The 19,735-nt window shown below is 67.8% G+C and carries 17 protein-coding genes; 5 read left to right on the top strand and 12 right to left on the bottom strand.

Annotation, left to right across the window (positions count from 1 at the left end):
- Positions 1 to 243 precede the first annotated feature (243 nt).
- The gene (locus A5650_RS15890) at positions 244 to 1,344 is read right to left on the bottom strand and encodes an LpqN/LpqT family lipoprotein (RefSeq protein ID WP_082950782.1); all 1,101 of its coding nucleotides are present in this window, start codon (positions 1,342 to 1,344) and stop codon (positions 244 to 246) included.
- Positions 1,345 to 1,520: 176 nt separating this feature from the next.
- On the opposite strand from A5650_RS15890, the gene leuS reads away from it, so the two are divergent.
- Together leuS and A5650_RS15880 are read left to right on the top strand one after the other, a co-directional pair.
- Positions 1,521 to 4,394, top strand: a complete 2,874-nt coding sequence (gene leuS, locus A5650_RS15885) for a leucine--tRNA ligase (RefSeq protein WP_067293185.1) — start codon at positions 1,521 to 1,523, stop codon at positions 4,392 to 4,394.
- Positions 4,395 to 4,493: 99 nt separating this feature from the next.
- On the top strand, positions 4,494 to 5,363 hold the full coding sequence (locus A5650_RS15880; RefSeq protein WP_067293182.1) for a type IV toxin-antitoxin system AbiEi family antitoxin domain-containing protein: 870 nt from the start codon (positions 4,494 to 4,496) through the stop codon (positions 5,361 to 5,363).
- A 24-nt stretch (positions 5,364 to 5,387) separates the two neighbouring features.
- On the opposite strand, the gene A5650_RS15875 is transcribed toward A5650_RS15880, so the two are convergent.
- Positions 5,388 to 6,056, bottom strand: a complete 669-nt coding sequence (locus tag A5650_RS15875) for an SDR family oxidoreductase (RefSeq protein ID WP_067293180.1) — start codon at positions 6,054 to 6,056, stop codon at positions 5,388 to 5,390.
- A 53-nt stretch (positions 6,057 to 6,109) separates the two neighbouring features.
- Between A5650_RS15875 and ggh the strand changes: the two genes are divergently transcribed.
- Positions 6,110 to 7,450 (top strand): glucosylglycerate hydrolase, encoded by a 1,341-nt coding sequence (gene ggh / locus A5650_RS15870; RefSeq protein WP_067293277.1) that lies wholly within the window; start codon positions 6,110 to 6,112, stop codon positions 7,448 to 7,450.
- A gap of 5 nt (positions 7,451 to 7,455) precedes the next feature.
- Here ggh and A5650_RS15865 read toward each other — a convergent pair whose 3' ends face one another.
- The 10 genes from A5650_RS15865 to A5650_RS15820 form a co-directional block, all read right to left on the bottom strand.
- Positions 7,456 to 7,902 (bottom strand): MarR family winged helix-turn-helix transcriptional regulator, encoded by a 447-nt coding sequence (locus A5650_RS15865; protein WP_067293177.1) that lies wholly within the window; start codon positions 7,900 to 7,902, stop codon positions 7,456 to 7,458.
- A 70-nt stretch (positions 7,903 to 7,972) separates the two neighbouring features.
- A complete protein-coding gene (locus A5650_RS15860; RefSeq protein ID WP_067293174.1) occupies positions 7,973 to 8,716 on the bottom strand; it encodes an amino acid ABC transporter ATP-binding protein in 744 nt (247 codons plus the stop codon).
- The gene (locus A5650_RS15855; RefSeq protein ID WP_502687077.1) at positions 8,716 to 10,440 is read right to left on the bottom strand and encodes an ABC transporter substrate-binding protein/permease; all 1,725 of its coding nucleotides are present in this window, start codon (positions 10,438 to 10,440) and stop codon (positions 8,716 to 8,718) included. The genes A5650_RS15860 and A5650_RS15855 overlap by 1 nt, the downstream gene beginning before the upstream one ends.
- A gap of 105 nt (positions 10,441 to 10,545) precedes the next feature.
- Entirely contained in the window at positions 10,546 to 11,223 is a 678-nt protein-coding gene (locus A5650_RS15850) for a GntR family transcriptional regulator (RefSeq protein ID WP_067293171.1), read from the bottom strand.
- Between the two features lie 52 nt (positions 11,224 to 11,275).
- Complete coding sequence (locus A5650_RS15845) at positions 11,276 to 12,076, bottom strand: LLM class F420-dependent oxidoreductase (protein WP_067293168.1); 801 nt, start codon at positions 12,074 to 12,076, stop codon at positions 11,276 to 11,278.
- A 64-nt stretch (positions 12,077 to 12,140) separates the two neighbouring features.
- Positions 12,141 to 13,040: an Rv0045c family esterase gene (locus A5650_RS15840; RefSeq protein ID WP_067293164.1), complete on the bottom strand. Its 900-nt coding sequence runs from the start codon at positions 13,038 to 13,040 to the stop codon at positions 12,141 to 12,143.
- A gap of 69 nt (positions 13,041 to 13,109) precedes the next feature.
- Entirely contained in the window at positions 13,110 to 14,186 is a 1,077-nt protein-coding gene (locus A5650_RS15835) for an inositol-3-phosphate synthase (protein WP_067293161.1), read from the bottom strand.
- Positions 14,187 to 14,233: 47 nt separating this feature from the next.
- A complete protein-coding gene (locus tag A5650_RS15830; protein ID WP_064346166.1) occupies positions 14,234 to 14,788 on the bottom strand; it encodes a PadR family transcriptional regulator in 555 nt (184 codons plus the stop codon).
- Positions 14,789 to 14,910: 122 nt separating this feature from the next.
- Complete coding sequence (locus A5650_RS15825) at positions 14,911 to 15,765, bottom strand: DUF1707 SHOCT-like domain-containing protein (RefSeq protein WP_067293158.1); 855 nt, start codon at positions 15,763 to 15,765, stop codon at positions 14,911 to 14,913.
- A 34-nt stretch (positions 15,766 to 15,799) separates the two neighbouring features.
- Positions 15,800 to 16,636, bottom strand: coding sequence for a thioesterase family protein (locus A5650_RS15820; RefSeq protein ID WP_067293154.1), 837 nt, complete (start codon positions 16,634 to 16,636; stop codon positions 15,800 to 15,802).
- Positions 16,637 to 16,762: 126 nt separating this feature from the next.
- Here A5650_RS15820 and A5650_RS15815 point away from each other — a divergent pair, with 126 nt between their 5' ends.
- Both A5650_RS15815 and A5650_RS15810 read left to right on the top strand, forming a co-directional pair.
- Positions 16,763 to 17,188, top strand: a complete 426-nt coding sequence (locus A5650_RS15815; RefSeq protein ID WP_064421324.1) for a DUF5318 domain-containing protein — start codon at positions 16,763 to 16,765, stop codon at positions 17,186 to 17,188.
- A gap of 58 nt (positions 17,189 to 17,246) precedes the next feature.
- On the top strand, positions 17,247 to 19,733 hold the full coding sequence (locus A5650_RS15810) for a transglycosylase domain-containing protein (RefSeq protein ID WP_156744149.1): 2,487 nt from the start codon (positions 17,247 to 17,249) through the stop codon (positions 19,731 to 19,733).
- The last annotated feature ends 2 nt before the right edge of the window (positions 19,734 to 19,735 follow it).

Below are 19,735 nucleotides of genomic sequence, written 5' to 3'. Positions count from 1 at the left end.
GCGGGAGGGACCGCACTGGGCCCCCCGGTGCCACTCCCCCGGCCGCCCCCGGCGCGGCATCGCCGGTGTCCAACCCGCCGTCCGCAGTGACGGCTCCGGCCGCCCCGCAGTTCCCGAGCGCGACCGCGCTGGGAACCCAGCCGGGCCTGCCGGGTTAGGCCCGTCCCCCGGGCGAAGCCTGGCGCCCGGGGGACGTCCCAAACTCTGGCCGCGGCACGGGTCTCGTTATCCTGAGCCCCATGCTCATCGCCGCGGTTCTCTGTCTGTGCGCAGCCGGCGCCACCGCCGCGATCGGCGCCTGGCTGCTGCGCCGCCCGCATTCGGGCGATCCCGTGCGGACCGTGTTGCGGTCGGTGGCGCCCACCCAACTGGCGGCGGCCGCGATGCTCGCGGCAGGCGGTGCGGTGGCGCTGGTCGCCGACCCCGGCACCGCCGTCGTCGCACTGGCGGTGTGCGTGATCGGGGCGCCCCGGGCACGGTGACCCGGAAACCGTTGACTATCGCGTCGGTGGCCTCGGCGGCGGGGACCACCTGGTCGATGCTGGTGGTGACGGCCAGCGACACCAGGTATTTGTCCGGCCCTGCGGTGGCGATGACGTGGCGCCGCGAGGTGTTCAGCGTCATGTTGTTCTCGCGGTAGGTGCCCTCGATCAGCGCCGACGGCATACCACCGAAGTCGGCGAACGATGCGTCGGTACTGCGCCAGGCGGGCAGCTTCTGGCTGTCGATGAAGCCGTGGCTGATCGCCTCTTTGGGGTCGAAGTCCCCGACGAGCTTGTACACCACGACCTGGGCGTTGGAGGTGTACAGCCCGTTACCGCCGACCCGGTCCGCGATGACGGCGAACGCGTCGGGCACGTTCGGGTCGGGGACGTGCGCCCAGCCGCGCGGCATCGGCAGCACGATGTTGAGGGCCTTGAAGTCGCGGCTGTTCTGCGGCTCGAGCTGCACGCCCTTGTCGGCGAAGAACTCGGTGAGGGTGCCCGAGGTGGCGGGCACGATCGTCGCGACCGGCGGCGCGGGGACGGGTTGGGCGACCAGACCAGGCGATGCGGCTGCGGGCGCCCCCGCCACGGTGCCGGCGGGTGCGGGCGCTGCGACCCCCGCCTGCGCCGGCGCCGCAATACCGGCCGGAGCGGTGGCCGAACTCACACCCTGCTGGGTGAGGCGCTGTGCGTTCGGAGCGACGGTGACGGTCTGCGTGACCGTGGCGGGCGCGGGTTGCGGCGGTTGCGGAGCGAGAGGTTCGGCCGATGCGGTCGTGCCCGCGAAGCCGAGGACGCCGGCGGTGGCGGCGGCCACACCTGCGGCCAGAATCCGCCAGCGAGGGGCGATCTCGATCATCTGCGTCGGTCCTTCCGAACAACACGGGGAGGGTCAGGCGCTGACTGTATCGACCGGCGAACCACGGCCACCACCGTCGGAATCGACCTGCAACCGTGTTCTGACTTCCCCGCAATGGAACCGAGACCGACCCGTGGCCGAAGAACCGCGGATAGGCGTGCTTATACCCTGTTCACGTGACAGAAGCGCCGACCACAGACACCCCGCAGCACCGCTACACCGCGGAGCTGGCCGGGCAGATCGAGCGCACCTGGCAGCAGCGGTGGGCCGACGCGGGGACCTTCAACGTGCCGAACCCCGTGGGGTCGCTGGCGCCGACCGACGGTTCCCCGGTGCCCGCCGACAAGATGTTCGTCCAGGACATGTTCCCGTATCCCTCGGGCGAGGGCTTGCACGTCGGGCACCCGCTGGGTTACATCGCGACCGACGTCTACGCCAGGTATTTCCGCATGACCGGTCGCAACGTGTTGCACGCCTTGGGGTTTGACGCGTTCGGGCTGCCCGCGGAGCAGTACGCCATCCAGACCGGGACGCATCCGCGTATCCGGACCGAGGCCAACATCGTCAACTTCAAGCGTCAGCTGGGGCGGCTGGGCTTCGGGCACGACCCTCGACGCAGCTTCGCCACCACCGACGTCGACTACTACAAGTGGACGCAGTGGATCTTCCTGCAGATCTACAACGCGTGGTTCGATCGGGACGCGCAGAAGGCCAGGCCAATCGCGGAGTTGATCGAGCAGCTCGAATCCGGGGCCCGCGCACTCGACGACGGCCGGGCCTGGTCGGAGCTCTCGAAGTCCGAGCGGGCCGACGTCATCGACTCCTACCGGTTGGTCTACCGGGCCGACTCGCTGGTGAACTGGTGTCCGGGGTTGGGGACGGTGCTGGCCAACGAGGAGGTGACCTCCGATGGCCGCAGCGAACGCGGCAACTTCCCGGTGTTCCGGAAACGGTTGCGGCAGTGGATGATGCGCATCACCGAATACTCCGACCGCCTGCTCGACGATCTCGAACTGCTGGACTGGCCGGAGAAGGTCAAGACCATGCAGCGCAACTGGATCGGACGCTCGACCGGCGCGGCAGTCCTGTTCAATACCGACGCCGGCGACATCGAGGTGTTCACCACCCGGCCGGACACGCTGTTCGGCGCGACATACATGGTGCTGGCGCCCGAGCACGAACTCGTCGACAGCCTGATTGCCGATGTGTGGCCCGCCGATGTCGACGAGCGCTGGACCTACGGCGCGGCGACGCCGGCCGAGGCCGTGGCCGCCTACCGTTCGGCGATCGCGGCAAAGTCTGACCTGGAGCGTCAGGAGAGCAAAACCAAGACCGGCGTGTTCGTCGGCGCGTACGCGACGAATCCGGCGAACGGACAACGTGTCCCGGTGTTCATCGCCGACTATGTGCTGCTGGGATACGGCACCGGGGCCATCATGGCCGTGCCCGGACACGATCAGCGCGACTGGGAGTTCGCCAACGAGTTCGGCCTACCCATTGTGGAAGTCGTTTCCGGAGGCGATATCTCGGAAGCTGCATACACCGGCGACGGCGAGATCGTGAACTCCGACTACCTCAACGGGCTGAGCATCGCGTCGGCCAAGGAGGCGATCACGACTCGCCTGGCGGAAGAGGGCCGTGCCCAGCCGCGCGTCGAATACAAGCTGCGCGACTGGCTTTTCGCGCGGCAACGGTATTGGGGCGAACCGTTCCCCATCGTCTACGACGCCGACGGCCGCGCGCATCCGCTGCCGGAGTCGGCACTGCCGGTCGAGCTGCCCGACGTTCCCGACTACTCGCCGGTGCTGTTCGACCCCGACGACGCCGACAGCGAACCGTCACCGCCGCTGGGCAAGGCCACGTCGTGGGTGAACGTGGAGCTGGACCTCGGCGACGGGCTCAAGTCCTACACCCGCGACACCAACGTCATGCCGCAGTGGGCCGCGAGCTCATGGTACGAGCTGCGCTACACCGACCCGCACAATCCGGACGAGATGTGCGCCAAGGAGAACGAGGCCTACTGGATGGGGCCGCGTCCGGACGAACACGGCGCGCAGGATCCCGGCGGTGTCGACCTGTACGTCGGCGGTGTCGAGCACGCGGTGTTGCACCTGCTGTACTGCCGGTTCTGGCACAAGGTGCTCCACGACCTCGGGCACGTCAGTTCCCGCGAGCCGTACCGCAGGCTGGTGAACCAGGGCTACATCCAGGCGTTCGCGTACACCGACTCGCGCGGTGCGTACGTCCCCGCGGCGGAAGTCGTTGAGCGGGAAGGCAAGTTCTACTGGCGCCCGTCCAATGTCGCCGACGGGTCGGCTCCGGGTCCCGACGGTGAGATCGAGGTGTTCCAGGAGTTCGGAAAGATCGGCAAGAGCCTGAAGAACTCGGTGTCGCCCGACGAGATCTGCGACAACTACGGCGCCGACACCCTGCGGGTGTACGAGATGTCGATGGGCCCGCTGGAGGCGTCGCGGCCGTGGGCCACCAAGGATGTCGTCGGCGCACACCGGTTCCTGCAGCGGGTGTGGCGCCTGGTGGTCGACGAGGAGACCGGCGACATCCGCGTCGTCGAACACGAAGCCATCGATGACCAGACGCTGAAGTTGTTGCACCGCACCATCGCCGGCGTGTCCGACGACTACACGAACCTGCGCAACAACACCGCGGCGGCCAAACTCATCGAGTACACGAATCATCTGACCAAGCAGGGCGTGACGGCCCGTGCGGCGTTGGAGCCGCTGGTGTTGATGGTCGCGCCGCTCGCCCCGCATCTGGCGGAGGAACTGTGGCGACGACTGGGCCACGACCAGACGCTGGCGCACGGTCCGTTCCCGGTGGCCGACCCGCAGTACCTCGTCGAGGACACCGTCGAATACCCCGTGCAGGTGAACGGGAAGGTGCGCGGACGGGTGACGGTCGCAGCGGACGCGGACGCGGACACGCTCGAAGCGGCCGCGTTGGCCGACGAGAAGGTGCAGGCGTTCATCAACGGCGCAACACCGAAGAAGGTGATCGTGGTGGCGGGCCGCCTGGTCAACATCGTCGTGTGACTTGTGATTTCGGTGCGCTACCCGTCGCTGAGCGATCGATTGCGCACCCAAATCGCTCGGCGGGGAACCGGTACGAGTCTCGCGTGCGTCCAACCATGCGTGCTTCCGGAGTATTTGCGCGTCCAGGACGGTGTCGTGACGTCCGCTCAGGCTAGACAGGCGGGTCTCAGCGATCAGTCGGTACAGCGCCGGGTGCGGGCCGGCCAATGGAGGCGGTGCGCGAAAGGTGTGTACTTCGTGGACGACCGCGAGTTCACCGATGCTGCGCGGGTGCGCGCGGGAGTCTGGGGCTACGGCGAGATTGCGGTCGCCAGTGGCCTTACCGCGGCGTGGTGGCACGGGCTGACGCACTTCGCGCCGGACATCGTCGACGTCACAGTGGGGCGGACCGCCACCGGACGCTGCCACAGCGGTACTCGGCTACGGCGGCGCAACCTCGACCCGAGAGATGTCGTCGAAGTGCGTCGCCTGCGCGCCACTGCGAAGCCGTTGACGGTGCTCGAAGCGGCGACGCAGCGCCGGGACGGGGCCAAGCTGATGGACAGTGCTCTGCAGCGACACGTTGACCTGCGCGCTCTGTGGCGTACTCAACTTCGGAACAAGGGTCGCTACGGATCACCTGCCGCGCGAATCCTGTTGCAAGCAGCCGCCGATGACGCGCGCTCCGCCGCCGAACGGCTGCTCATCAAACTATTGCGGGAGGCGGGGATTACTGGATGGAAGGCGAACTTTCCCCTCGGCGGCTATAAGGTCGACGTGGCTTTCCCGGGCGCCAAGATCGCGCTGGAGACCGACGGCTGGGCCTTTCACTCAGACGCCGACGCCTTCCAGATCGACCGAAAGCGGCAGAATGCGATAGCGCTGCTCGGCTGGCAGGTGCTGCGCTTCACCTGGCTGGACCTGACCGTCTATCCCGAGCGAGTAAGCACCACGATCTGCGAGGCACTTCGGTGCGCTACGAGTCGCTGAGCGATCGGTAGTGCACCGAAATCGCTACTTGCGGGGGCGGACGACGACCTCGTGCACGTGAGCGTCCTGCGGTGTGTGCACCGCGTCGGCGATGACCTTCGCCACGCTTTCCGGGCTCAGGAACCGCGACGGGTCGTACTCGCCGCCTTCGTAGGCGACCAGCCCCTCCTGCATCTCGGTGGCGATCCGCCCCGGATGCACCGACGTCACCCGCAGCGACGCTTCGTCGTTGCGCAGCGAGTCGGCGAACGACCGCAGCGCGAACTTGCTTGCCGAATACGACGCCAGCCCGGGCGAGGCGTTGATACCCGACCCCGAGTTGACGAACAGCACGTGTCCGCGCGCAGCCCGCAACGCAGGCAGCAGCGCGAGCGTAAGCGCCACCGCCCCAATGACATTGACCTCCATGGTGGTGCGCCATTCGTCGACGGTCGACTCGGCGACCCGCCCCGGGAACGCCATACCCGCGTTGTGTATCAGCACATCCAGCTCGACGATCGGCTCGACCGCGGCCTCGATGCCCGAGACATCGGACAGGTCGATCGGCCACGTCGTCGCGCCGAACTCCGCGGCCACCTCGTCGAGCGCGGCCGACGGTCGCCCCGCCAGGAACAACGTGTGACTGTCGGCGAGCGCACGCGCAATCGCCGTACCGAGCCCTCGCGAGGCGCCCGTGATCATCGCGGTCGGCATGTCGAAACCCTACCGACCTGCGTATCGCGGCGAACCGTCGCATCATGGACTCGATGCCCATCGACCACAGCTTCGCCCCGACCCAGCTCGCGGCCCGCGCCGCATACCTGCTGCGGGGCAATGACCTGGGCACCATGACCACCGCCGCTCCGCTGCTGTACCCGCACATGTGGAGCTGGGACGCGGCGTTCGTGGCGATCGGGTTGGCCCCGCTGAGCGTCGAGCGCTCTGTCGTCGAACTCGACACGCTGCTCTCGGCGCAGTGGACCAACGGGATGATCCCGCACATCGTGTTCGCCAACGGCGTCGACGGCTACTTCCCCGGCCCGGCGCGCTGGGCGACGTCCGCGCTCGCCGCGCACGCACCGCGCAACCGGCACACCTCCGGCATCACCCAGCCGCCGGTGCACGCGATCGCCGTGCAGCGCATCCTCGATCACGCCCGCACCCGCGGCCGGTCCGCCCGCGCGGTCGCCGAGGCGTTCCTCGACCGGCGCTGGTCCGACCTGGTCCGCTGGCACCGCTGGCTGGCCGAGGCCCGCGACCCCAAGGAGCGCGGCCGGGTCACGCTGTATCACGGCTGGGAGTCCGGCATGGACAACTCGCCGCGTTGGGACAGCGCCTACGCCAACGTGGTTCCGGGCAATGTCCCCGAATACCAGCGCGAGGACAACACGATCGTCACTGACGCCACCCAACGCCCCTCCGACCTCGAGTACGACCGTTACCTGTGGTTGCTCGAGGAAATGAAGTCGGCGCGATACGACGACGAATTGCTGCCCAAGGTCATGAGTTTCGCGGTCGAGGACGTATTCGTATCGGCGATCCTCGCGGTGGCCTGCGACGTGCTGGCCGAGATCGGCGAAGACTACGGCCGACCGCGTGCCGACGTCCGCGACCTCTACGCATGGGGTAAGCGGTTCCGCGAGGGAGTCATCGACGCCACCGACGGGAGATCAGGCGCCGCAAGAGATTTCGATCTCAGGACCGGCAAGTGGGTGGCCACCGAGACGGTCGCGCAGTTCGCCCCGCTGCTGTGCGGCGGGCTGCCGCACGACAGGGAACGCGCCCTGGTAAAACTCCTCGAGGGCCCGCGGTTCTGCGCGCACCCGGACCTGAAGTACGCCAGCATCCCGTCGACGTCACCGGTGTCGCGGGACTTCCGGCCGCGCGAGTACTGGCGCGGACCGGTCTGGCCGGTGATGACGTGGCTGTTCTCTTGGTGCTTCGCGCGCCGCGGCTGGGCCGAACGCGCCCGGCTGCTGCGCCAGGAAGGTCTGCGCCAGGTCAGCGACGGCACCTTCGCCGAGTACTACGAACCGTTCACCGGCGAGCCGCTGGGCAGCATGCAGCAGTCGTGGACCGCTGCCGCGGTTCTGGACTGGCTGGGGTGAAGCCGCTACTCGGCCAACCGCTCGAGCGGGTCGATGGCCCTGGTCAGCGTCTCGAGATCTTCCGGGCTCAACTTGGCCAACAGGCTGGCCAGATGCGCGCGCCGCACCTCGAGCGCCTCCTGATGTTGGGCGCGCCCCTCCGGAGTGATATCGACGAGCACCGCACGCAGGTCAGAGGGGTCGCGGGAGCGTTTGACCAGGCCCAGCTTCTCCAGCCGACGGATCGCGACGGTCGTCGTGGGCGTGCGCACGCGTTCGTGGGCGGCCAGATCCGTCATCCGCATCGGGCCCCGCTCGAGCAGGGTCAGCAGGATCGACAGCTGGGCCAGCGTGAGGTCACCGGCGTCATTGCGGCTGGTGTCGCTGCGCCGCAGGACGGAGAAAACCCGCGAGAGAACCCGCTGCAGCTCTCCTGACAGCTCCGCGACCTGCGGTTCGACGACTTCCGCCATAATTTCGGCAGTCTAACCTGTCATGCGGTGCCAGGATGCGTGACGGACGCGTTAGTTGAAAACCGCCGGATCAGAGCACCTGCGACAGGAAGCGCTGCAGGCGTTCGGTCTCGGCCGCCTCGAAGACCTTCTCCGGCGGACCGGCCTCGACCACCTTGCCGTAGTCCATGAACACCACCGCGTCCGACGTCGACCGGGCGAAGCCCATCTCGTGGGTGACCACGACCATCGTCATCCCGTCGGCCCCGAGGTCGGCGATCAGAGCGAGGATGCCCTTGACCAACTCGGGGTCCAGCGCCGACGTCGCCTCATCGAAGAACATCACCTGCGGTGCCATCGCCAACGCTCGCGCGATCGCCACCCGCTGCTGCTGACCCCCGGACAGCGTCGTCGGCCGCACGTCGGCCTTGTTGCGCAGGCCGACGCGGTCCAGTTGCGCCAGCCCCAGCTCGCGGGCCTCGTCGGCGCTGAGCCGCTTGAGCTTGCGTGGCGCGAGCGTCACGTTGTCCAGCACGCTGCGGTGCGGGAACAGGTTGAAACTCTGGAAGACCATCCCGATGCGCTGGCGCAATTGGTCGGGATTGTCGCCGAGCACCGAACGACCGTCGAGCAGGATGTCGCCGCGATCGGGTTCGTAGAGCCGGTTCAGCGTGCGCAACAGCGTGGACTTCCCCGACCCCGACGGCCCGATCACCGCCGTCGTGGTGCCCGCGGGCACGTCGATGTCCACTCCCTGCAACACGGGGTTCGGGCCGAACGCGAGATGAATATCGTTGGCGCTCAGCGACACCGGATCGAAACTCGTCGCGCTCATCAGATCATCTCCTGGGACGCGGCCACGGGAAGCGGGTCCTCCTCGGAGGGCTTTCGCCCGCGGCGCAACCGGTTGTCGATGTAGTTGACCAGATGCGTCAGCGGCACCGTCAACAGCAGGTAGAACAAGCCCGCGGCCACCAGCGGTGACAGGTTGCCGGTCTGGGCGTTGAGGTCGCGGCCCACCTGGAACAGCTCACGCTGGTTGGCCACCAGACCCAGGAAGTACACCAGCGACGAGGCCTTCAGCAGCGAGATGAACTGGTTCATCAGCGCCGGCAGCACCCGCCGCACACCCTGCGGCACCACCACTAGCCGCATCGACGAGGTGTACGAGAAGCCCAGTGCGCGTGAGGCTTCGAGCTGACCCGGTTCGACGCTCTGGATGCCGGACCGGAAGATCTCACCGACGTACGCCGCGGCCATCAACCCGAGCGCCGCAATGCCCAGCGGGTAGGGGTTGTTTCCGGTCAGCCCACCCACGACCGGGCCCACCCCAAGGCCGATCAACAGGATGATGACCACCTCGGGGAGGCCGCGGAAGATGTCGGTGTACACACGCGCGGGCCAGCGCAGCCAGCGGTGCCGGGAGATCCCCGCGACCGCCAGCAGCATTCCCAGCACCAGTCCGATGACGGCGGCGCTGACGGTCAGGATCAGGGTGTTCGGCAGGCCGGTCTTGAGCAGATCCGGAATGGCCTGGCGGTACAGGTCCCAGTTGAGGAACGCATCCTTCAGTTGCGACAGCGCCGATTTCGGTGCTGGGGGTCCGGACGGTGCCTGTTGGTTCTCGGCGGCGATCGCGTTGAAGTCCGGCAGCTGCGGCGGGGGAGCGGCCTTCGAGCCCGGCTTCCATCCCGGCGGCAGCGCGCGGGGTACCCACTCCGAGTACAGCCGCGCCCAGGTGCCGTCGGCGATCACCGCGTCCAGCCCGGAGTTCAACGCGTCGATCAGCGGCCGGTTCTGCTTGGCCACCGCCCATGCGACGAAATTGTCCAAGCTGAACGTGTTTTCGATGATCTCGGCCGGATCGCCGGGCTGCACGGTGCCCGACGCCTGTTGCGACGGTGCCACCCACGCGTCGATCTGTCGCGTTTTCAGGCTCGCGTAGACGGTGTTGTAATCGGGGTACTTGACCGGCTGCAGACCCAAGGTGTCGATGACGTAGGACTCCTGCACGGTGCCCTGCACCACGCCGATGCGCTGTCCCGGGCCCAGCTTGTCGAAGCCGGTGATCGGAGATCCGGTGGGCACGACGAGCGAAAAGTAGCCGAAGTCATAGCCGTTGGTGAAACCGACCGTGCGGCGACGAGGCTCGGTGGTGGTGATCGACGAAGACCCCACGTCGAAGCGTCGCGCCGCGACCTGGGCCAGCAGGCCGGAGAATTCGGTGCCGACGAAGTTGATCCGCAGGCCCAGTTTCTCGGCGACGGCGCGTAGCACCTCGTTGTCGAATCCGGTGAACTGCCCGGCGGAGTTGATGCAGATGCTCGGCGGCGCATCCGACAGGGTGCCGACGGTCAGGGTGCCGGGCTGGATCAACCCCAGTGCGTCGACGTTGATCGCAGACAGAGGTTCGACGCCGGGGGTGGTGTAGCGGTCTTGTTCGGGGCCGGTCGCCGCCGCGGCAAGGTTGGTCGGCAGCGCGCTGGCGCTCTCGACACCGGGTGGTGCGCACTGGTCGACGTTGGCCTGCGCGGGCCCGGCCAGGCCGACGCCGGTCATCAGCACCGCCGCGAGCGCGACGGCGGAAGTTCTGCAGAGCCGCACGAACGGGGTCATCTGTGCAACGTAACCGGCAACGGCGCGGTCACGCCGACTTGGGCTCGATCAGAACACCACCGATGAGGCGCCCGCGCCGCGCAGCACTCCCCGGCGCACCAGCTCGTTGACCATGATGCGGCCCATCGTCTCGCTGCGGGCCACACACGCGGTGCGTGCGGCCTCCTCGTCACCGCGGCCGATCGCGGCGGTCTCGTCCTCGTAGTACGGCAGCATCTCGTCGTGGTCGCTGAGGTACTGAACCCAGAACGCCCGAGGTGTGAACGCCTGCACCGACCGGATCAGCGCCGTCAACCGCGGGCCCGCGTACTCGTCGGTGATCACGGTGCGGTACTGCCAGGCCGCGTCATAGAAGGCGCGTGAGTCACGGGTGCTGCGCAAGGTGTCGGTCAACGCGCCCAGTCGGCCCACGGCGCGGTGCTCCGGATCGGCGGCGGCGCGCGCGGACGCCATGCCGGTCAGGAAGCCGTGCAGTTCGTGGTGTTCGCGCACGAACGCTTCGTCGAAGCGTTCGACGAAGGCGCCGCGGTGGTACCGGGTGGACAAGATGCCGTCGTGTTCCATCTGCACGACGGCCTCTTGAATCGGCACGCGCGACAACCCGAGTTCCTGCGCGATCTCGTTACGGTCGATCCGATCGCCCGACCGCAGTTTGCCGGTCAGGACCAGGTTCACGACGTGCGCGACCACAAGGTCTTTTTCCTTGACCCCATACTTCTTGGGCATGGCGGCGACAGTCTCTCACTAACCACGCCCCACCGGGAGGGGTTACGCCGCTTCAGCCGCCTTCATTTCGGCGGCGGTCGCGCCACCGCACCAACGCCTCGGCCTCGGACAGGTCGTAGTCGGGTCCGTTGACACCGACGGTCAGCATGGTGACCCCGAGTGAGGCCAGCGCCTCGGCCTCGCCGATCAGTTCCTCGGCCGTCTTGCCCGACACGCCGGCCGAGCGTTCGATGGCCTGCGGGTCGCGACCCACGTCGGCGCAGTGTCCGGCCAAAACCTCGGCCTTGCGCGGATATTCGCTGCTGTCGGAAAAGCTGTGCCAGATGTCGCCGTACTCCGCGACCAGGCGCAGGGTCTTCTTCTCACCGCCGCCGCCGATCAGGACGGGGATGTCGCGGGTGGGTTGCGGGTTGAGCTTGGCAAACCGCGACGTGATGCGGGGCATGGCCGCGGCCAGGTCATCGAGCCGGCTACCGGCGGTGCCGAACTCGTAACCGTACTCGTCGTAATCCTTCTGCTTCCAACCCGAACCGATGCCCAGGATCAGGCGGCCGTCGCTGATGTGGTCGACGGTGCGCGCCATGTCGGCCAGCAGTTCCGGATTGCGGTACGAGTTGCAGGTCACCAGCGCGCCGATCTCAATGCGCGACGTCTGCTCGGCCCAGGCGCCGAGCATGGTCCAGCATTCGTAGTGGGCGCCGTCGGGGTCGCCGTAGAGGGGAAAGAAGTGGTCCCAGTTGAAGGCGACGTCGACGCCGAGGTCCTCACACCGCCGGACCGCGTCGCGGATATGGCTGTACTTCGGGGAATGTTGCGGCTGCAGCTGCACGCCGATGCGGATTGGGTAGCTCACGACGTATCTGTAACCCAGATCACGCCGGGATATTCCCGTTCGCCAAAACGTCGGGCGGATTCGCCTACTCGGCGAGCACCGACCGCAGGATCTCGATCAACTTGCGCGGCTGATCGCTCTGCACCGAGTGTCCGGAGTCCTCGACGACCTGCACATCCTTGAATCCCGGTGCGCGACGGGCGAACTCGGCCGCGTCGTCGTCGTTGACGAAGAACGAGTTGGCGCCGCGCACCAACGTCGTCGTCACCTCCAAACGGGGGACGTCGTCCCACAGCCCCTCGAACCCCTCACCCTTGCGCATCTCGTCATAGCGCCAGGTCCACGTGCCGTCCTCGAGCCGGCGGGCATTGTGGAACACCCCGCGCCGCAACGACTCCCGATCGCGGTGCGGCGCCGCGGCGACCGTCTTCTGCAGCATCGCGTCGAACGAGGGGAAGATGCGGTCACCCTGCACCAGGGCGACCGTGCCCTTCTGGGCGTCGGTCATCTCGGTGTGCCGCTCGGGCGCCGACGGCGTCACGTCGACGAGCACCAGCCGTCGCACCAGATCCGGCGACTCCACGGCCAGGCGCAACGCGGTCAGCCCGCCCAACGACATTCCGACGACGAGATCGGCCTGCGGAGCCAGTGAACGCACGACGGGTTCGATCGCGACGGCGTTGCTCTTCGGCCCGTAGTCGCCGTCCTCCCGCCAGGCCGAACGGCCGTGTCCGGGCAGATCGACGGCGAGCGCCGGCTCACCGAGGCCGACGATCACGGTGTCCCAGGTGTGTGCGTTCTGACCGCCGCCGTGCAGGAACACCACCCGCGGCGACGCCTCGCCGAACTTGAGCGCGCTGATGGATCCGGAGTCGATGCGTTGGGCGCGCGGCACCGTCTCGACACCGGCCTGCCGCGCGTTCTCCTCGAGGAAGATGAACTCGTCGAGCGCTGCCAGTTCGTCGTCCGCGGATATCTCGCTCACGGGAAAAACCCTACAAAACGCGAATTGTGGAGCCCCAGCGGCGGGACTCCACAATTCGCGGTAAGAGAGTTAGCCCTCGATGAAGGTCTCGAGCTGCGCCCGGGCGATGTCGTCCGGAAGCTGCTTGGGCGGGCTCTTCATCAGATACGCCGAGGCCGCCTCGACCGGGCCGCCGATGCCGCGGTCCTTGGCGATCTTCGCCGCGCGCACGGCGTCGATGATGACGCCGGCCGAGTTCGGCGAATCCCACACCTCGAGCTTGTACTCCAGGTTCAACGGCACGTCGCCGAACGCACGGCCCTCGAGCCGGACGTAGGCCCACTTGCGGTCGTCGAGCCAGCCGACGTGATCGGACGGGCCGATGTGGACGTCCTTGGTCTTGAACTCGCGCTGCAGGTTGCTCGTCACGGCCTGGGTCTTGGAGATCTTCTTCGACTCCAGCCGCTCACGCTCGAGCATGTTGAGGAAGTCCATGTTGCCGCCGACGTTGAGCTGCATGGTGCGATCGAGTTGCACGCCGCGGTCCTCGAACAGCTTGGCCATCACGCGGTGCGTGATCGTCGCGCCGATCTGGCTCTTGATGTCGTCGCCGACGATCGGAACCCCGGCGTCGGTGAACTTCTTCGCCCACTCCGGATCGGATGCGATGAACACCGGCAGCGCGTTGACGAACGCCACCCCGGCGTCGATCGCGCACTGGGCGTAGAACTTGTCGGCCTCCTCCGAGCCCACCGGGAGGTAGGACACCAGGACGTCGACCTCGGCCTCCTTGAGGGCCTTGACGACGTCGACCGGATCGGAGTCGGAGACCTCGATGGTGTCGGCGTAGTACTTGCCGATCCCGTCGAGCGTCGGGCCGCGCTGCACGGTGACGTTCAGCGGCGGCACATCGGCGATCTTGATGGTGTTGTTCTCCGACGCGAAGATCGCCTCGGACAGGTCGAAGCCGACCTTCTTGGCGTCGACGTCGAAGGCGGCGACGAACTTGACGTCGCGCACGTGGTACGGGCCGAGGCGCACATGCATCAGGCCGGGCACGGTCGCCGTCTCGTCGGCATCGTGGTAGTACTGCACGCCCTGTACGAGCGACGATGCGCAGTTGCCCACGCCGACAATCGCGACCCGCACCTCTCCGTTGGATGACATGACGACTCTTCCCTTCGTAATCCCTGTCGTACTTGGTTCGGTTCTGCCTAGGGCTGCACTGTGTTGTCTGAGCGCCCTTGGCTCAGACGCTCCGCCGCTATCAACTCGTTGAGCCATTTCACTTCGCGCTCGCTCGACTCCAACCCGAGCTGATGGAGCTGCCGGGTGTAGCGGTCGATCGAGCTGCTAGCCCGCGCGACGGCTTCACGCAGACCCTCGCGGCGTTCCTCCACCTGACGACGACGCCCCTCCAAGATCCGCATCCGGGCCTCGGCCGGGGTGCGGTTGAAGAAGGCGAGATGGACACCGAATCCGTCGTCGGAGAAGTTCTGTGGGCCCGTGTCGGCCACCAGCTCGGAGAAGCGCTGCTTGCCCTTCTCGGTGAGCTGGTAGACGCGCCTGGCCCGACGCATCTTCGGGGTGCCGTCGGGCGCCGCGTCCTCGACGATCAGTCCGTCGTTCTGCATGCGCCGTAAGGCCGGATACAGCGATCCGTACGAAAATGCGCGGAAGGCGCCGAGCAACCCCGTCAATCGCTTGCGAAGTTCGTAGCCGTGCATCGGCGATTCCAGCAGGAGTCCCAGGATGGCCAGTTCCAGCACCGTGGGCACCCCCTCCAAAAATCGCAGATCGTCCGTTACGGCGGTCCGACACCTCGCACCATAGTATCGCGCCGATATATTCGGCGCGAACTTCGGGTGACCGTCGGGCGAACGCCCGGGCGTCAGCCGGGGTAGTGGATCTGCTTGACCCGGCCGTCGCCCGCCAGCTCGATGTAGCCGCTGCCGTAGTCGCTGGAGACGTAGATGTCGACCGCCACGGCCCCGGGCGTCGTCGGGTCGGTGCTCGGATCGATGGTCAGGTAGGTGCTGGTGACATCGTCGGGTTTGATGCCCAACGTCTCGGGCGCCCCGCGAAGCACGCCCACAACGGCCTTGGCGTCGAACTTGCTCAGGTCGACCTCGACGGCGTCGCTGGTCTTGGAGCTCGACGAGGGATCGTCCCAGCCGCCGCGGTAGGTGTAGTTCAGCTCGCGGCGCTCCTCGGTGGGATCGGGCCGGGTCAGCGACGCGTAGTCCGGATAAACGGTGAGGCGGTAGCCGTTGGTGTCGCCGAACCGCTGCTTCATCTGCTCGATGAGGCCTGTCAGCCCGCCGAGTGAGTGCAACTGCTTGGGCGGCGTGAGCACCACGGGCGTGATGCCGTCGGATTTGGCGCCCGGATCGGAGGTGAAGTTCAGCGGCGACGGGGTGTTGCCGTACAGGCCCCAGCCGATCGCGATGCCGAACACCACCAGGACTCCGGCCACCGCGAGGCGCAGCCCCCAGCCGTTGCCCGCCATCGGCAGCGATCGCGGCTTCTTCAGCGTGGGCAACTGGACCGGGGCGTTGTTGGTCTGGAGGTCGGCCACCAGCGCCTGCAACTCCCCGAGCGTGGTGGCGGTGGTCGCCGCCTTGACCCGTTCACCGTGCTCGGTCATCGACAGCTGGCCTTCGTTCAGCGCGCTGTCGAGGATCTGGCAGGTGTCGTTGCGGTCGCTGTCCTTCGCCCGCGTCCCCGATGTTTGCCGTGTCGCCACGTCGATGATCGTAGAAGTAATGATCAGCGAGCACTCAGCGGATGAGACCCTGCGAAGTCATCACGGCCAGCAGCGATCCATCACGGCCGCGCAGCGAGCCGTACGCCGATACGCCTCCGCTGGCGACCGAGCCGCGGGCCTCGAGCAGCCGCCACGAAGTGGACGGCACCAGGTGCGCGCCGGGCTGCCAGACCAGGCTGAGGTCGAGGCTCAGCAGCCATGCGTCGACGAATCCGCTGACCTTGCCCGGTGCGTCGAAGAGGTGGGCGTCGGCGTGCAGGACGTCGGCGATCTGCGGGTGGGGCAGTGGCTCCGCGGCGGTGTCGCCGTCGTCGGCGCTCACCCACAACGCGACCTCCGGGCGGCGGTCGGCGAAACGGGTGAGGCCGGCCGGATAGTCCACGCCACGGCGGTGGGCGAACCGCAGCGACGGGTACTCCTCGCCGATCCAGTCCAGCGCGGGCGCCTCGTCGGGCGTCGGCAGTGGGTTCGTGTAACGCTCGAACGGGACGGGTGCATCGACCGACGGCGGTCCCAACCAGCCGTCCGCGAACCAGCTGCTCGCACTGAGGATCGTGCGTTCGCGCTGGCGGATGGTTGCCTCGACGGCCGCGGCGGTGCGGCCGCCGCGGATGCTGCGGACCTCGAGCTCGAGCGGCCCGGGTGCACCGGCGTCGACGAATGTCACCGACAGCGACGCCGCCGCCGGCCGGCCGCTGTGCGCGAACATCGCCGCGAGCGCGAGCGCAGAGGTGTACCCGCCGAAGGCCCGGCCATCGAAGCACCATTGTTCGGGAAGCTCGCGGGTGAATCGGCTCGAGCCTTCACCGGCGGGCCCTCCGTCGAGGGCGAAGTCGCGCCCGTCCAGCATCGGAGTCTCCTGAGGTTTGCGTAGGGCCGATCGCCACTGCCGTCGGTCCAGATCAAACACCTTAGAGAGGGGCGTGACCGTGCCGTCGCGCTCCGGTAGTCGCATCGCCGACGTACTCTGGTCTTCGTGCGATTGCAGCGACAGGTGGTGGACTACGCACTTCGGCGGCGGTCCCTGCTGGCCGAGGTCTATTCGGGACGCACCGGTGTCTCGGAGGTCTGCGACGCCAATCCGTACCTGCTGCGCGCCGCCAAATTCCATGGCAAACCCAGTTCGGTGACGTGTCCGATCTGCCGCAAGGAACAGCTCACCTTGGTGTCGTGGGTATTCGGTGACCATCTTGGCCCGGTATCGGGTTCCGCGCGAACGGCCGAGGAGTTGGTTCTGCTGGCGTCCCGATACGACGAGTTCTCAGTACACGTGGTGGAGGTATGCCGCACCTGCAGCTGGAATCATCTGGTCAAGTCATACGTGCTCGGCGCGGTCCCACCCCCCAAGGGATCACCTGGCACTCGGACCGCGCGCTCTCGTGCGCGCACGGCCAGTGAATAGCGAAGGGCGCCACGACCGGTCAGTCAACGATGTCCGATCCGGACACGGGGCTGATGGCGTGAGCGCGCCGAAACCCAAGCACGCCGAGGGCGGGGACGCGCACCGCCCGGCTCCCGACGCGCCGCAGCGCCGCCCGCAGCCCGATTCGCGGACCCGCCCGCTTCCGCCCGACGATCGGCACACCTCGATCCTGCCGCCGGTGCGCGAGGCGCGACCGCCACATCTGCGCGACCCCGTCGACGTGGTCAAGGCGGCGTTGGACGGCACGCCGGCACGCAAACCGCCGTCGCCCCCCCCGCCGCCGCCCCGGCGACCCGGCGGCGGCGGATCGCCGAGCGGTCCGTCGGGACCGCGGCGCGGGCTGCCCGACCAGATCAACTGGAAGTGGGTACGACGCGGCGGCCTCATCGCGGCCGCGGTCTTCATCGTGCTGCCGATCATCACGTTCGCGATGGCGTACATGATCGTCGACGTCCCCAAACCCGGAGACATCCGCACCAACCAGGTGTCGACGATCCTGGCAAGCGACGGCAGCGAGCTGGCGAAAATCGTTCCGCCCGAGGGCAACCGCGTCGACGTCAACATCGACCAGATCCCGGTGCAGGTGCGCAACGCGGTGATGGCCGCAGAAGATCGCGACTTTTACTCGAACCCGGGCTTCTCGTTCACCGGTTTCGCCCGCGCCATCAAGAACAATCTGTTCGGCGGCGACCTCCAGGGCGGTTCGACGATCACCCAGCAGTACGTCAAGAACGCGCTCGTCGGCTCGGAGCGCTCAGGCGTCGGCGGCCTGATCCGAAAAGCCAAGGAGCTGGTCATCTCGACGAAGATGTCCGGCGAATGGTCCAAAGACCAAGTGATGCAGTCGTATCTGAACATCATCTATTTCGGTCGCGGGTCCTACGGCGTCGCCGCGGCGTCGAAGGCCTACTTCAACAAGCCGGTCGAAGACCTCACCGTTGCCGAGGGTGCCTTGCTGGCCGCCCTGATCCAGCGGCCGTCCGGGCTGGACCCGGCGGTCAACCTCGAAGGCGCAACCGCGCGGTGGAACTGGGTGCTCGACGGCATGGTCGAGATCGGCGCGCTGTCCCCGCAGGAGCGGGCGGCGCAGGTGTTCCCGGCGACCGTCCCGCCCGACCTGGCGCGCTCGCAGAACCAGACGACCGGACCGAACGGGCTCATCGAACGGCAGGTGCAGAAGGAACTGCTCGAGCTGTTCGACATCACCGAGCAGACGCTGAACACCGAGGGCCTGCAGATCACCACGACCATCGACCCGAAGGCGCAGAAGGCCGCCGAGGAGGCCGCGCAGGAATACCTCGAGGGCCAAGACCCCGACATGCGCACCGCGATCGTGTCGATCGACCCGCGCACCGGCGGGGTGAAGGCCTACTACGGCGGCAGCGACGCCAACGGATTCGACTTCGCCCAGGCCGGTCTGCCGACAGGGTCGTCGTTCAAAGTGTTCGCGTTGGTCGCCGCCCTGCAGCAGGGGATGGGCCTGGGCACCCAGGTCGACAGTTCGCCGCTGGAGGTCGACGGCATCAAGATCACCAACGTCGAGGGTGCCGGCTGCGGCACGTGCAACATCGCCGAGGCGCTCAAGCGTTCGCTGAACACCAGCTACTACCGCCTGATGCTCAAGCTGAAGAACGGCCCGCAGGACGTCGCCGAGGCCGCACACCAGGCCGGTATCGCCGAGAGCTTCCCCGGCGTCGACCACACGCTGTCCGAGGACGGCCAGGGTGGGCCGCCGAACAACGGTGTCGTTCTGGGCCAGTACCAGACTCGGGTGATCGACATGGCGTCGGCGTATGCCACGCTGGCGGCCTCGGGTGTCTACCACAAGCCGCACTTCGTGCAGAAGGTCGTCAACTCCGAGGGCGAGGTGCTGTTCGACGCGTCGCAGCAGGACAACTCGGGTGAGCAGCGGATCGAGAAGAAGGTCGCCGACAACGTGACCTCGGCGATGCAGCCGATCGCCGCGTACTCCAACGGCCATGCGCTGGCCGGCGGCCGGCCGTCGGCGGCGAAGACGGGCACCAACCAGCTCGGCGACACCGACGCCAACCGCGACGCCTGGATGGTCGGTTACACGCCGTCGCTGTCGACCGCGGTGTGGGTCGGCACCACCGAGGGCACCAAACCGCTCGAAAACAAGTGGGGTTCGCCGGTTTACGGTTCGGGTCTGCCGTCCGACATCTGGAAGGCGACCATGGACGGCGCGCTGGACGACACCGACAACGAGTCGTTCCCCAAGCCCGAGGAGATCGGCGGGTACGCGGGTGTGCCGCAGGCGCCGCCGCCACCGTCGTCGACGGAGGCCCCGCCGCCCACCCAGCCGTCGGAGACCGTCATTCAGCCGACCGTCGAGGTGGCGCCGGGCATCACGATCCCGTGGGGCCCGCCGACCACCGTTCCCGTCGCACCGCCGCCGCCTGGTGGCATCGCGCCGGGACCCGCGCCAGGACCGGCGCCGGTCGGAGCACCGCCCGCACCTGTCGGAGCACCCCCGGCGCCCGGTGCGCCGCTACCGCCTCCGTGACC

Source organism: Mycobacterium sp. 1164985.4 (assembly GCF_001668575.1).
GTDB lineage: Bacteria > Actinomycetota > Actinomycetes > Mycobacteriales > Mycobacteriaceae > Mycobacterium.
The sequence above is the reverse complement of the archived record's forward strand: the minus strand, read 5'-3'. Positions and strand labels throughout refer to the sequence as shown.